At 72.0% G+C, this 13,617-nt stretch carries 13 protein-coding genes; 7 read left to right on the top strand and 6 right to left on the bottom strand.

Translation table 11 applies throughout. The features are described 5' to 3' along the window. Positions 1 to 28 precede the first annotated feature (28 nt). The 3 genes from ACTXG6_RS31100 to ACTXG6_RS31090 all read right to left on the bottom strand — a co-directional run bounded on the left by ACTXG6_RS31100 (position 29) and on the right by ACTXG6_RS31090 (position 4,266). Positions 29 to 1,645 carry a sulfatase gene (locus ACTXG6_RS31100; protein WP_445182967.1) on the bottom strand — a complete coding sequence of 539 codons (1,617 nt, stop codon included), beginning with the start codon at positions 1,643 to 1,645 and terminating at the stop codon, positions 29 to 31. Then, on the bottom strand, positions 1,642 to 2,436 hold the full coding sequence (locus ACTXG6_RS31095) for a CDP-alcohol phosphatidyltransferase family protein (RefSeq protein ID WP_445182966.1): 795 nt from the start codon (positions 2,434 to 2,436) through the stop codon (positions 1,642 to 1,644). Before ACTXG6_RS31095 ends, ACTXG6_RS31100 begins: the two co-directional genes overlap by 4 nt. A gap of 132 nt (positions 2,437 to 2,568) precedes the next feature. Then, the gene (locus ACTXG6_RS31090; RefSeq protein ID WP_445182965.1) at positions 2,569 to 4,266 is read right to left on the bottom strand and encodes a sulfatase; all 1,698 of its coding nucleotides are present in this window, start codon (positions 4,264 to 4,266) and stop codon (positions 2,569 to 2,571) included. A gap of 79 nt (positions 4,267 to 4,345) precedes the next feature. Between ACTXG6_RS31090 and ACTXG6_RS31085 the strand changes: the two genes are divergently transcribed. The 6 genes from ACTXG6_RS31085 to ACTXG6_RS31060 all read left to right on the top strand — a co-directional run bounded on the left by ACTXG6_RS31085 (position 4,346) and on the right by ACTXG6_RS31060 (position 9,540). Beyond that, complete coding sequence (locus ACTXG6_RS31085; protein ID WP_445190143.1) at positions 4,346 to 5,308, top strand: zinc-dependent alcohol dehydrogenase; 963 nt, start codon at positions 4,346 to 4,348, stop codon at positions 5,306 to 5,308. Positions 5,309 to 5,353: 45 nt separating this feature from the next. Continuing rightward, positions 5,354 to 5,752 (top strand): 6-pyruvoyl trahydropterin synthase family protein, encoded by a 399-nt coding sequence (locus ACTXG6_RS31080; RefSeq protein WP_445182964.1) that lies wholly within the window; start codon positions 5,354 to 5,356, stop codon positions 5,750 to 5,752. A 254-nt stretch (positions 5,753 to 6,006) separates the two neighbouring features. Next, complete coding sequence (locus ACTXG6_RS31075; RefSeq protein WP_445182963.1) at positions 6,007 to 7,104, top strand: glycosyltransferase family 4 protein; 1,098 nt, start codon at positions 6,007 to 6,009, stop codon at positions 7,102 to 7,104. After that, positions 7,059 to 7,949, top strand: coding sequence for a class I SAM-dependent methyltransferase (locus ACTXG6_RS31070; RefSeq protein WP_445182962.1), 891 nt, complete (start codon positions 7,059 to 7,061; stop codon positions 7,947 to 7,949). Before ACTXG6_RS31075 ends, ACTXG6_RS31070 begins: the two co-directional genes overlap by 46 nt. Then, positions 7,949 to 8,929 (top strand): lysylphosphatidylglycerol synthase transmembrane domain-containing protein, encoded by a 981-nt coding sequence (locus ACTXG6_RS31065; protein WP_445182961.1) that lies wholly within the window; start codon positions 7,949 to 7,951, stop codon positions 8,927 to 8,929. Before ACTXG6_RS31070 ends, ACTXG6_RS31065 begins: the two co-directional genes overlap by 1 nt. Beyond that, positions 8,923 to 9,540, top strand: coding sequence for a histidine phosphatase family protein (locus ACTXG6_RS31060; protein WP_445182960.1), 618 nt, complete (start codon positions 8,923 to 8,925; stop codon positions 9,538 to 9,540). The genes ACTXG6_RS31065 and ACTXG6_RS31060 overlap by 7 nt, the downstream gene beginning before the upstream one ends. 5 nt (positions 9,541 to 9,545) lie before the next feature. On the opposite strand, the gene ACTXG6_RS31055 is transcribed toward ACTXG6_RS31060, so the two are convergent. The 3 genes from ACTXG6_RS31055 to ACTXG6_RS31045 form a co-directional block, all read right to left on the bottom strand. Continuing rightward, positions 9,546 to 10,532, bottom strand: coding sequence for an ABC transporter substrate-binding protein (locus ACTXG6_RS31055; protein WP_445182959.1), 987 nt, complete (start codon positions 10,530 to 10,532; stop codon positions 9,546 to 9,548). Positions 10,533 to 10,596: 64 nt separating this feature from the next. Further along, positions 10,597 to 11,604 (bottom strand): ABC transporter permease, encoded by a 1,008-nt coding sequence (locus tag ACTXG6_RS31050; RefSeq protein ID WP_445182958.1) that lies wholly within the window; start codon positions 11,602 to 11,604, stop codon positions 10,597 to 10,599. Beyond that, positions 11,601 to 13,211 (bottom strand): sugar ABC transporter ATP-binding protein, encoded by a 1,611-nt coding sequence (locus ACTXG6_RS31045; RefSeq protein WP_445182957.1) that lies wholly within the window; start codon positions 13,209 to 13,211, stop codon positions 11,601 to 11,603. Before ACTXG6_RS31045 ends, ACTXG6_RS31050 begins: the two co-directional genes overlap by 4 nt. 175 nt (positions 13,212 to 13,386) lie before the next feature. Between ACTXG6_RS31045 and ACTXG6_RS31040 the strand changes: the two genes are divergently transcribed. Next, positions 13,387 to 13,614, top strand: coding sequence for a hypothetical protein (locus ACTXG6_RS31040; protein ID WP_445182956.1), 228 nt, complete (start codon positions 13,387 to 13,389; stop codon positions 13,612 to 13,614). Positions 13,615 to 13,617 lie beyond the last annotated feature (3 nt).

Raw genomic sequence — 13,617 nt, 5'->3', positions numbered from 1 at the left:
CTGACAGCTGGGCACAACGACCTACGGCCTACGGTCCGAAGGTAGTCAGGAACCGGTCGCGGAATGCGTCCATCCGCCAGACCGGGGCCTGTGGTCCGGGCTTCAGTCCATTCTGCCAGCCCCACCCGCTGACCCGGTCCAGAACGGCTCGGTCGTGGGCCACGATCGTGATCGGTACGTCCCGGCTGGCGCCGTCGCCGACGACGATCGGGGCGGGCTGGTGGTCGCCGAGGAAGACGAGCACGAGGTTGTCGCCGCCGTAGGTCTCGACATAGGAGATGAGGCTGTCCAGCGAGTACTCGATCGAAGTGCGGTAGTCGGTGCGCACCCGGGTCGGGTCTCTCGTCAGGATGGCCTGCGGTTCGGCGTTCTCGCCGGACATGGAGTCGTAGATCGAGCCGTCACCGACGTCGGCCCAGCTGACCGGCCGGGGCAGGGGCGACCACGGCGCGTGGCTCGACATGAGCACGATCTGGGCCATCAGCGGGGGGTGCTTCGGTATCTCGCGCTCGTCGCGTTGGAAGGCCAGCAGGGTGTACTGGTCCGGCATGGTGGCAAAGCTGAACCGGGGACCGCGGTATCCGAGGTCCCAGGATGCGTAGAGCTTGTCGTAGCCGTAGAACGCGGCCTCCGGCCAGTCCGAGGTAACGCCCGGCATGACCCCGACCGTCCGCCAGCTCGCGCGCCTGAATGCGCTGGTGAGGGTCAGCCGGTCGCTCGCTTCGAGGTCGCGGTAGCGCTGCTGGTTGTCGATCCAGAGGCCGGACAGCAACGTGGAGTGGGCCAGCCAGCTGCCGCCGCCCGAGGTGGGCGAGGTGAGGAAGGCGCTCCGCGCGGCGAACCCGGCCGCGGCCAGCCGGCGGTCCCCGTCCGCGAGCAGGGCGTCGACCTGGGGCGCGAACTCTGGGTCCTGGATCGCGCTGCGCCCGTAGCTCTCGATGAAGGTGAGGACGACGTCCTTGCCGCGCAGGGCGGTCAGCAGCTTGTCGTCCGGGGTGTTCCGGAAGGGGTCGACAGCGAGCTGCGCGGCGAACGCCTTCCGGTCCCGCAGGTCCGCGCGCATCTGGAGCGCATGGTCGTAGGCGAGGCCGGCCGCGCTCCCGGCAGCGACCGGCACGCCCGGGACGATCTGCGCGCCGAGCAGGGCGCAGCAGACCCAGACGACTCCGAGTGCGGCGACGGCCCGGGTCGCGATGGTTCTGCGCCGCACCACGAGCTGGGTCAGGCGCAGCACCGACAGCGTCACCAGGAGCAGCACGGCGGCGGCGAGAACCGCGGCGGCGGCGACGGAGCCGATCGCGCCGAGCTGGCCGAACGAGGCTTTGACGAACCCCACCGCGGCTCCGAGCAGGACCCAGTCGATCACCGGGTCGAACGGCCGGGCGAGCACCGCGGCGAAGCCCATGTCGAAGATCTTCAGGATGGTCAGCAGCCCGAGGGCGACCCCGGCCAGCACCGCTGCCACCCGCCTCGACCTCGCCGGCAGGAGGAGAAGGAGGGCGACGCCGAGGAGTCCCTCGATCGGGATGCGCACGAACGCGCCGGGCGTGAGGTGGGCGGTGCCGTTCGGGGCGATGAGGGCGACGAGCACGAGCAGGCCGGCCAGGGCGGTGGCCACCCGCGCCGCGACACGACGTGCGGTCACGGCTGTGGCCGGACCATCGGGGTTGCCGCCGAGGCTGTCATCGGGCCTGCCGCGGACCGTCGAGGGCGGGCGTTGCGCCACAGCCATACCACGTCGTGGCCGAAGGACCAGACCAGCAGGGCCAGCGCCGTCGACACCACCGCGACCGCGATCGGGCGCGGCAGGACCTCGCTGGCGGCCACCACGAGGACGATCCCCTGCACCGCGGCAACGACCTTGGCGGAGTACCTCGTCGGCAGCGCCGACCCCAGCCACGGTGCGATCCAGCCGGCCGCGACGAAGGCGTAGCGCATGGCGCCGATGGCCAGCACCCACGGGCCCAGCAGCGCGGCGACGTGGACGCTCAGCACGAGGAGGAGGAACGCGTCGACCTCCATGTCGAAGCGGGCGCCCAGCGCGGACGCCGTCCCGCTGCGCCGGGCGACCTGGCCGTCCACCGCGTCGAGGACCAGCGCCACCGTGGCCGTGCCGACGAGGGCCGCGACGACGGGCTGTGCGACGGGGGTGGCGCCGTCCCAGAGCGCCTCCGTGACGAGCGCGGCGACGCCCCCGACGAGCACTGCCCGCACCAGCGTGACGAGGTCGGCCGGTCCGAGCGTGGTGACCCCGGCTCGCCAGACGGCGGCGGCCAGCAGAGCCCACAGGCCCAGGGTGTACCCGATCCCGGCCAGCCAGCCCACCGGGCCGAGGTCGGCGCCGGCCGACAGCGCGGCGAGCAGGACGACCTGGACGCCCGCACCGACCGCCTGCTGCTGCTCGGCCCTCGGCAGGGCCGTGGCCATCACGGTCATCATGGAGTCTCTATACACGGTTCTCAGCACGGATTCGACGCGGTTGCGGTTCACCGCGAGCGGGAGACATGACGGAGGTCGCACCGCGCCGGCCGCTGGCTCCGCGCTCCGGGCGAGGGCGGTCGCGCACGGCTACCTCGATGCGGCGGCGGGCTCGGGCTGGGATCCGAAGGCGGTCAGGAACCGGTCGCGGAAGGCGTCCATTCGCCAGACCGGGGCGTTCGGGCCCGGTTTCAGACCGTCCTGCCAGCCCCACCCGGAGATCCGGTCCAGGACGGCCCGGTCGCGGGCGACGATCGTGATCGGGACGTCCCGGCTGGCACCCTCGCCGGTGACGATCGGGGCCGGCTGGTGGTCGCCGAGGAAGACCAGCACCAGATTGTCGCTGCCGTGGGTTTCCACGTAGGAGATGAGGCTGTTCAGCGAGTACTCGATGGAACGCTCGTACTGGGTGCGCACCTTGGCCCGGTCTCGCCACACAGCGCCCTCGGATTCGCCCTCCTCGGCCATCGGGCCGTAGACCGAGCCGTCCCCGACGTCGGCCCAGTTGATCATCCGGGGGAGGGGGGTCCAAGGCATGTGGCTGGAGGTGAGGACGAGCTCCGCCAGCAACGGGCCGCGGCCGGGCCTGGCCATCTCGGTGCGGTCGAAGGCCGACAGGGCGTACTGGTCGGGCATGGTGGACCAGCCGAACTTGGGGCCGCGGTAGGGGAAGTTCTCGAACTCGTAGACCTGGTCGTAGCCGTAGAACTTGCCCTCCGGCCAGGCCCCACCGGTGTTCGGCATGACGCTGACCGTCCGCCAGTTCGCCCGCCGGAAGGCGCCGGTGAGGGTCAGGCGGTCGCTGGAGACCAGGGTGCGGTCGCGCTGGATGGTGTCGATCCACAGGCCGGACAGGAACGTGGCGTGGGCCAGCCAGCTGCCGCCGCCGGCCACCGGTGAGGTCAGGAAGGCGCTCCGGGAGGCGTACCCGGCCGCGCTCAGCCGGCGGTTCCCGTCGTCGAGCACCGCACCGACCTTCGGCGCGAACTCGGGGTCCTGCACCGCGTCGCGCCCGTAGCTCTCGACAAAGGTGAAGAGGACGTCCTTGCCGCGCAGTCCGGTCAGCAGCTGATCGCCCGGGGTGTCGCGGAAGGCGTCGACCGAGGCCTGGCGGGCGAACACCTGCTCGTCGTGAAGGCTCACCGGCACCTGGCGGGCCTTGGAGTAGGCGAGGGACGCCAGGCTCCTGGCGGCGACGGGCACCGGGGTGACGATCTGCGAGCCGAGCACGGCGCAGGCGACCCAGACGGGCGCGAGCACCGCCACGGCCCGGATCGCCGCCCTTCGGTGCCGGGCGACGAGTCGGGTCAGGCGCAGTACCGACCGGGTCATGACCACGAGCACGCAGGCGACCAGGCACACCACCGCGAACCCGGTGCCGATCGCGCCCGCCCGGCCGAGGGAGGCAGTGAGGAACGCCGCGGCGTCGCCGGTCAGGGTCCAGTCGAGCACCGGGTCGAACGGGCGGGCGAGCACCGCTCCGAAACCGTAGTCGAGGATCTTCAGGATGGTCAGCAGACCGAGGACAACGCCGCCGAGCGTCGCCACCGCCCGCCTCGCCCCGGTCGGCAGGACGAGAACGAGGACGACGCCGAGGAGTCCCTCCACCGGGATGCGCAGGAGCGCGCCGGGAGTCAGCTGACCGACCGTTTGCGGTGCGATGAGGGCGAGGAACACGAGCAGGCCGGCGCCCGCGGTCGTCACCCCGGCCGCGATCTTGCGCCAACCGCCGCGGCTTGTCCCGGCGGTCTGCTGCTGGGTTGCCCTCGGCCGGACTACGGTCGTCATCCAGGCTCTGTCCATCTCACTCAGCACGGATTCGACGCGGCTGGGGTTCACCGCGGATTGGAGAAATGACGTGGAGCGCATCGCGCGGGCCTTCTGGCTCCGCGCTCCGGGCGAGGGCGAGATCCGGCCGGTCGCCCTGCCCGGGCCCGGCCCGGACGACGTGGAGGTCCGCACGCTCTACTCGGGGGTCAGCCGCGGTACCGAGACCCTCGTCTTCGGCGGCGGCGTGCCGGAGAGCCAGTTCACGGCGATGCGGGCGCCCTTCCAGGACGGCGAGTTCCCCGGCCCGGTCAAGTACGGCTATCTCAACGTGGGGGTGGTCGAGCACGGCCCACCGGCGCTGCTCGGCCGCGCGGTCTTCTGCCTCTATCCCCACCAGACGCGCTATGTGGTGCCGGCCGCCGCCGTGACGCCGATTCCCGACGACGTGCCGCCGGAGCGCGCGGTGCTCGCCGGGACCGTGGAGACCGCGGTGAACGCGCTGTGGGATGCCGCGCCGTTGGTCGGCGACCGGATCGCCGTGGTCGGGGCCGGGATGGTCGGCTGCAGCGTCGCCGCGGTGCTCGCCCGCTTTCCCGGTGTCCGCGTCGAGCTGGTCGACGTCGACCCCGCGCGCGCGGTCGTCGCCAAGGCGCTCGGCGTGGGGTTCGCGGCGCCCGAGCAGGCGGCGGGGGAGTGCGACCTGGTGGTGCACGCGAGCGCCACGGAGGCGGGCCTCGCTCGATCCCTCGAGCTGCTCGGCGACGAGGGCGAGGTCATCGAGCTGAGCTGGTACGGCGACCGCCGGGTGCGGGTGCCGCTCGGCGAGTCCTTCCACTCCCGCCGCCTGGTGGTGCGCAGCAGCCAGGTGGGCGCGGTGGCACCGGCGCGGCGGGGGCGTCGCAGCTTCGGCGACCGGCTGGCACTGGCACTGCGCCTGCTCGCCGACCCCGTGTTCGACGCGCTGGTCACGGACGAGAGCCCGTTCGAGGACCTGCCCCGGCTGATGCCTCGTCTCGCCGGCGGTGAACTTTCGGCCCTGTGTGTCCGTGTCGTCTATTGAGCAGTCGTCTATTGAGCAGGTAGCAACCCGTCGGGAGGATCGGTCTTGTTCAGCATCACCGTCCGCGATCACGTCATGATCGCGCACAGTTTCCGGGGCGAGGTCTTCGGTCCGGCGCAGCGGCTGCACGGCGCCACGTACGTGGTGGACGCGTCGTTCCGCCGTGCCGACCTCGACGCCGACGGCATCGTCGTCGACATCGGGTTGGCCACCCAGGAGCTCGGTGCCGTGCTGGCCGACCTCAACTACCGCAACCTCGACGACGAGCCGGCGTTCGCCGGCGTCAACACGTCCACGGAGTTCCTCGCCAAGGTCATCGCCGACCGGCTCGCCGACAAGGTGCACGCGGGCGCGCTGGGCGCGGGGGCCCGCGACCTGGCCGGGATCACCGTCGCGCTGCACGAGTCCCACGTCGCCTGGGCGACCTACGAGCGCTCCCTGTGAGCGAGAGTCCGGTGAGCATCGCAGCGAGCGCCAGCGAGCGAGGAGCGGAGCCGGGCTCGCAGCGAGCCGTCAACACCGTGAGCGAGAGTCCGGTGAGCATCGCAGTGAGCGCCAGCGAGCGAGGAGCGGAGCCGGGCTCGCAGCGAGCCGTCAACACCGTGAGCGAGAGTCCGGTGAGCATCGCAGTGAGCGCCAGCGAGCGAGGAGCGGAGCCGGGCTCGCAGCGAGCCGTCAACACTGTGAGCGAGAGTCCGGTGAGCAGCACCGGCCTCCGCTCGGTGCATGTCGTGGTGCCGGCTGACATCGACGACGTCGCGGTGCCGAGCGGCGGCAACGCCTACGACCGCCGGGTCTGCCTCGGCCTTTCGGCCACCGGCTGTTCGGTGCACGAGGTCGCGGTCGCGGGAGGCTGGCCCCGGCCGGACACCGCTGCCCGCGCATCGCTGGCCCGCACCCTCTCGGCCCTGCCCGACGGCGCCGTCGTGCTCCTCGACGGGCTGGTGGCCTGTGGCGTCCCGGACGTCGTCGTCCCACAGGCGCGCCGGCTGACGCTGGTCGTTCTGGTGCACCTGCCCCTCGGCGACGAGGTGGGCGCGGCCCCGTCGGCCGCGGCGGCGCTGGCCGCCCTCGAGCGGGAGACCCTGCGCGCCGCGAGCGCGGTGGTGGCCACCAGCCCCTGGGCGGCGCGCCGGCTCGCCGCGGAGCACGGGCTCGACCCCGACCGGATCCACGTCGCCACCCCGGGCGTCGATCACGCGCCGCTCGCACCGGGCACGGACGGCGTGAGCCGCCTGCTGTGCGTCGGGTCGGTCACCCCGACCAAGGGGCAGGACCTGCTCGTCGAGGCACTCGCCGCCGTGGCCGACCTGCCGTGGAGCTGCGACCTCGTCGGGCCGCTGCGCCGCGATCCCGCGCAGGTGGCCGCGGTCCGGCGCACCATCGAGCGCCACGGGCTCGGCGACCGGGTGCGGCTGACCGGCCCCAGGACCGGCACGCGGCTCGCCACGTCCTACGCCGAGGCCGACCTCCTGGTCCTGCCGTCCCGCGTCGAGTCCTACGGGATGGTCGTGACCGAGGCACTGGCCCGGGGGATCCCGGTGCTCGCGGCGGCCGTCGGCGGGGTACCGGAGACCCTCGGCCACGACCCGGACGGCGCCGTACCGGGGATCCTGGTGCCCCCGGACGACGTCCCGGCACTCGCCGCGGCCCTGCGCCACTGGTTCGGCGGGCCGGCGCCGCGGGATCGCCTGCGCCGTGCCGCCCGAGCACGGCGCGGCACCCTGGACGGGTGGGAGGTGACGTCACGATGCCTGGCCGGAGTGCTGGAACAGCTGCCTGGGACGCCAGGCTGAGCGTGCCCGGGTCGCCGGTCTGCGCACCGGACTGGCTCGCGCTGCGCGAAGGCGCCGACGCCTCGGCCCGGTCACCCGAGCTGGTCGAGCGGCTCCGCGCCCACCTGACGGCCGGTGCCCGGCCCGGTGCTCCGGCGGTGATCAGGGACCTCGGCTGCGGCACCGGCTCGATGGGACGCTGGCTCGCCGGCCGGCTGCCCGGCCCGCAGCGCTGGATCCTGCACGACCGCGACCCCGGCCTACTCGCCCGCGCGGTCGCGGGCCTGCCGGGCGCGGCCGCCGACGGGTCTCCGGTCACCGCGCGAACCTGCGAGGGCGACCTCACCAGCCTGCGCGCCGCGGACCTCGCCGGGACGTCGCTGGTCACCGCGTCCGCCGTGCTGGACCTGCTCACCGCCGAGGAGGTCGACGGGCTCGCCGCCGCCTGTGTGCGGGCCGGCTGCGCCGCGCTGCTGACCCTGACGGTGATCGGGTGCGTCGAGATCGCCCCCGCCGATCCGCTGGATGTCGCGTTCGCGGCCGCCTTCGACTCCCACCAACGGCGGAACACGGGCGGCAGGCGCCTGCTCGGCCCGGACGCCGGCGCCGCCGCCGTCGACGCGTTCGCCCGGCGCGGGGTGGCGGTGCACAGCCGGCCAAGCCCGTGGTCTCTCGGTGCCGAGCGGGCCGAGCTGGCGCAGGAGTGGCTGCGGGGCTGGATCGGCGCCGCGTGCGCGCAGCAACCGGACCTCGAGCGGCACGCGGGCGGCTACCTGCGCCGCAGGCTCGACGCCAGCTCGGCCGGGGAGCTGCGGGTCGTGGTCGGCCACGTCGACGTGCTCGCGCTCCCGGGGGGTGCGTCGTGATGCGCCGGCTCTGGCCCTGGCTGCGGGTGTTGCTCGGCGTCGGCATCCTGGCCGCGCTCGCGGTGCGCCTCGGCACCGGCGCCGTGGTCGGCGGCCTGCGGGCGATCGGGCCCGGGGCGGTGCTCGCCGCGCTCGGTATCGGCCTGCTGACCACGGTGTTCAGCGCCTGGCGGTGGTGCCTCGTTGCGCGCGGTCTGGGCCTGCGGTTGCCGCTGGCGACGGCGGTAGCGGACTGCTACCGGGCGCTGCTGCTCAACTCGGTGCTGCCGGCGGGGGTACTCGGCGACGTGCACCGGGCGGTGAGCCACGGCCGGCAGGCAGGGGACGTCGGTCGCGGCGTCCGCGCGGTGGTGCTCGAACGGCTCGCGGGCCAGGTGGTCCTGATCGTCGTCGGGGTGGGGGTGCTCGCCGCCCACCCGACCCTGCTCGCGGCCGCGGTCGGCGGGTTGACCTCCGGCCGGGGGGTCACCGTCGGGACGCTCACCGTGCTCGCCGTCGTCCTCGCCGTTGTCCTCGCGCTCGGGGCCGCGGCGGTGCGCGGCGGCCGCGCGTCACGGCTCCGGGACGCGGTGCGGGCGGGCCTCGCGGACGTCCGCGCCGGCGTGCTGTCCCTCGGCACCTGGCCGGCGGTGGTCCTGCTGTCCGCGGCAGCGCTGGCCGGGTACCTCGCGCTCTTCGTGGTCGCCGCACGGGCCGCCGGATCCCAGGCCACGCTCGGCGAGCTGCTCCCGCTGCTGGTGCTGGCGCTGTTCGCGATGGGACTGCCGCTCAACATCGGCGGCTGGGGACCCCGGGAGGCCGTCAGCACCGCGGCGTTCGGGGCAGTGGGGTTCGGCGCGACGCAGGGGCTCAGCACCGCCGTGGTGTACGGGGTGCTCAGCCTGATCGCGTGCCTTCCCGGCGTCGGCGTGTTGCTGCTGCGGCGCCCGATCAGCCGGTGCCCAGCCCCGCGGCCGGAGGCTAGGGTGGCGGGGTGCTGATCCTCGTGCGGCATGGCCAGACGGACGCCAACGCGCGCGGACTGCTGTTGGGCCGGGCCGATCCGCCGCTGAACGAGACCGGGTACCGCCAGGCATGTGCCCTGGCCGCGGCACTTCCGCGCGCGGAACGCATCGTGTCCAGCCCGCTGACGCGCGCGCGGCAGACCGCCGCCCTGCTTGCCGGCGCGCCGCCCGGCACCACGGACGTCGAGGGCGTCGAGGTGGACGCGCGGTGGATCGAGATGGACTACGGCGACCTGGACGGCAGGCCCGCGTCGGCGCTGGACGAGACGTCGTGGCGGACCTGGCGGCAGGACCCGGACTTCGTGCCCGCGGGCGGTGAGTCTCTCGCGGCGGTCTGTGCCCGGGTGCGTGAGGCCTGCCTCGAGCTGGCTGACGAGGCCGCGAGCGCGGACGTGGTGGTGGTCAGCCACGTCTCCCCGATCAAGGCAGCGATCACCTGGGCGCTGGGCGTCGGCCACGAGGTGGGCTGGCGGATGTTCCTGACCGACGCCGCGGTGTGCCGGATCGACACCAGCGGCCGGGTGCCGCTGCTGCTCGCCTTCAACGGCCCGTGCTCCGGCGACGGAAGCGACCGGGCACACCGCTGACCTGGCTACTGGTACAGCACCGCCGCAATCTTGGGGTCGCTGATGTTGGTCTTGTCGTACCAGTAGAAGCCGGTATCGATGACCTTCGGCAGGCTCTGGCCCTTGATCGCCTTCATTGCGCTGGCCACGACCTGCTCGCCGATGCCGATCGGGTTCTGGGTGATCGCGCCGAGCATGGCGCCACTCTGGATCGCGTCGATCTGGGCCTTGCCGGAGTCGAAGCCGACGATCGCCAGGCCGGTCTTGCCGCTCTCCTGGACGCCCTTGATGACCCCGGTCGCCGAGCCTTCGTTGGATCCGTAGATGCCCTTGAGGCCCGGGTTGGCCGAGATGATCGACTTGGTGATGTCGGCGGACTTGGCCTGGTCACCGCCGCCGTACTGCGGGGGCAGCAGTTGGATGCCCGGCGCGTTGGCCTTCATCCACTCGATGAACCCGTCGCGGCGGTCGATGCCCGAGCGGCTCGTCTGGTCGTGCACCACCATCGCCACCTGGCCGGTGCCACCGATCGCCGCGGCCAGGTGCTTGGCCGCCTCGGCGGCGGCCGCCTTGTTGTCGGTCGCGGCCGTGGTCACCGGGATGTCGCTGTCCACGCCGGAGTCGAAGGCGATCACCGGGATCTTCTCGCTCTGGGCCTGCTGCAGCAACGGCGCGGCGGAGCGCGAGTCCAGCGCCGCGAAGCCGATCGCGGCCGGCTTGCGGTTCAGCGCGTTGGTCAGCATGGTGAGCTGCTGCTCGACGTCCTGCTCGGTGGGCGGGCCGACGAAGGTGATTGTGGCGCCCTCTTTCTGCGCCTCCTGCTCGGCGCCCTTCTTCACGGCCTGCCAGAACTGGTGCTGGAAGCCCTTGGACACGATGGCGATGCTCGGCGCACCGCCCCCGCCGGCGGATCCACCGCCAGCACCGGAGTTGCTCGAGGAGGAGCCGCAGGCGCTGAGGGCGACCGCCATCGCGGCCGCCGTGATCAACGTTCCGAATCGCCGAAACTGCATCTGAATCTCCACTCCGTTGTGGCTCGATGAAGCCGTCACATGATGCTGGTGGCACCGTTGTCCGTCACGACACGCTGGCGCGCTTCCTGGCCATGTCCGCGTACACCGCCACCAGGATCACGCAGCCGAGGATCACGTTCTGCCACTCCTGCGGTATCGACATGATCTGCAGCCCGTTGTTGAGCACCGAGATGATGAGCGCGCCGATCACGGTGCCGACGATCGAGCCCTTGCCGCCGGACAGCGAGGTGCCGCCGATCACGACCGCGGCGATCGCCTGCAGCTCGTAGCCCACCCCGGTGGCCGGCTGGGCGGAGCCGAGCCGGGCCGAGATCAGTACGCCGGCCAGGCCGGTGAACAGGCCGGCCAGCGTGTAGATGATCAGCTTCCAGCCCCGGACGTTGATCCCGGACAACGCCGTCGCTTCCTCGTTGCTCCCGATCGAGTAGGTGTAGCGGCCGAGGACGGTCTTGTTCAGCAGCACACCGGCGGCCACCGCCAGCACGGCGAAGATGAGCACCGCGTTGGGGAAGTTCGTGCCCGGGATGATGCTGCCGGTGGAGATCTTGCTGTAGTTGGGGGAGTCGTTGAAGTAGATCGGGGCACTGCCCGAGATCACCAGCGCCAGTCCCTGCGCGACCAGCATCATGGCCAGCGTCGCGATGAACGGCGGCAGCTTCAGCACCGCCACGTTGATCCCGTTGACCAGCCCGATGACCCCGCCGAACAGCACCGCGCCGAGCACCCCCAGCGGCATCGGCAGCCGGCTGTTCACGATCAGCACACCGGAGATGACCGCGCACAGCGCCATCCCGGTGCCGAGCGACAGGTCGATCCCGCCGGTGATGATCACAAAGGTGGTGCCGAGCGCCAGCGTGCCGATCACGACCGTGGAGAACAGGATCGCGGTGACGTTGCCGTAGTTCAGGAAGTCCGGACTGACCACGGCGAAGAACACGAAGATGACGATGAGGCTGGCGAAGGCGAGGAACTGCTGCAGCCGGTCCCGCAGCGTGCCGCGCACGCCGCTCGCAGCGCCCCGTTGCGCCAGGTCGGCGGTCGACGCGGTCATTTCTCTCCCACTGTCATCGCCGGGTCGGTACCCCCGGGCTCGACCAGGCCGAGCTCGGCGGCGTCCGCCGGGTTCTCATCCGGTCGCAGCGTCGCGTAGTGCATGACCCGTTCCTGGTCGGCCTCGCCGGCGGCGAGCTGGCCGACGATACGGCCCTCGCTCATCACCACGATGCGGTGCGACATCCGGAGCACCTCGGGCAGCTCCGAGGAGATCATGATGATCGACTTGCCGCGCTGGGCGAGCTCGTTGAGCAGCTTGTAGATCTCCTCCTTGGCACCGACGTCGATGCCCCTTGTCGGCTCGTCGAAGATCAGGATGTCGCAGTCCTTGACCAGCCACTTGGCGATCACGACCTTCTGCTGGTTGCCGCCGGAGAGGTTCTTCGCGGTCTGCGAGATCGACGGTGTCTTGATCCGCAGTGAGTCGACGAGCTCGGCGGCCGTGGCGCGCATCGCGCGGTTCTTGACGAAGCCGAAGGACTGGAACCGCTCGCGCAGCGCGCTGAGCCCGATGTTGGCGGTGACGTCCTGCTCCAGCAGCAGGCCCAGCTGTTTCCGGTCCTCGGACAGGTAACCGATGCGGTGCTTCGCCGCGTCCGCCGGCGTCTTGATCGTGACCGGCCGGCCGTGCACGCTGATGGTGCCGGACTCGATCGGGTCGGCGCCGACCAGTGCCCGGGCGACCTCGGTCCGCCCGGCGCCCATCAACCCGGCGAAGCCGAGGATCTCGCCCTTCTCGAGCTCGAAGCTCACGTCCTTGAGCAGCGTCTTGGTGCGTAGCCCGGAGACCGTGAGCACCGTCTCGCGGTCGGTGCGCACGCCCACCGGTCTGGCTTCGCCGGTGATCTCGCGGCCGACCATCAGTGCGATGACCTTGCTGATCGACGTGCTCGCGGTGTCCAGGGTGTCCACGTAGTGACCGTCCCGGATCACCGTGATGCGGTCCGAGATGGCCTTGAGCTCGTCCATCCGGTGCGAGATGTAGATGACCCCGGTGTCGGGACGCAGGAACCGCCGGATCAGCTCGTGCAGGACGCTCACCTCGGCGTCGTTCAGCGCCGCCGTCGGCTCGTCCATGATCAGGACCTTGGCGTCGTAGGAGAGCGCCTTGGCGATCTCGACCATCTGCTGCTTGGCCACCGTCAGGCCGCCGACGACCTGCCGGGGCCGCAGCGGCAGGTGCAGCCGACCGATCAGTTCCTCGGCCCGCGCGTTGAGCGCGCGTTCACTGAGCAGGAACCGCCCGCCGCGAGGCTCGCGGCCGATGAAGATGTTCTGCGCGACCGTGAGGTCGGGCATCAGGTTGAACTCCTGGTGGATGATGCTGATGCCCTGGTCCTGGGCGTGCCGGGGATCGGTGATCTCCAGCGGCGCGCCATCCCGGAAGAACTGCCCGGCGTCCGGTCGGTAGATGCCGGAGAGCAACTTCATCAGCGTCGACTTGCCCGCGCCGTTCTCCCCGACCAGGGCGAGCACCTCGCCGTGCCGCAGCTCGAGGTGCATGTCCTCCAGCGCGCGGACCCCGGGAAAGGTCTTGACGACGCCCCGCACCTGCAGCAGCGGGGCCCGGTCGTCGTTCGGCGTCGAACGATGTTCGGAGTTCACGGCCAGTGTCCTCCCGGATCGGTGTATACCCTAGAGGATCTCCGAGCCGTCAAGCCATAGCTCGTCTCAGCCGATCGCGCGGTCACCGTCGCAACCGCCTGCGCCGGCGGTCGTTGAACAGTTCGTCGGGTCCGTGCGGAGGAGTGGTCAGTCGGGAGCGCTCATGATGTGTGGGATGAACGGCGTTGCCAAGGGAATCACCCTCGCGGCCACCGCGCTCGTGGTGGGTTTTGCTCTCCCCTCGGCCGGCTCGCCGGCCGGTGTCCCGGACATCCGGCGGTTCCGACCGACGGTGAGCGTGCACCAGTGCGAGCGGGCCGGCGGTTGGGTCGAGGCCACCCGCCAAGGCGCTGCCGTCTGCCGAGGTGGCCTGGATGACGGCGACCCGGTCGACGTCACATGAGGG

The sequence above is a fragment of the Pseudonocardia sp. Cha107L01 genome (genome assembly GCF_052566575.1).
Note: the sequence above shows the minus strand (reverse complement) of the source record. Positions and strands in the feature narration are given on the sequence as shown.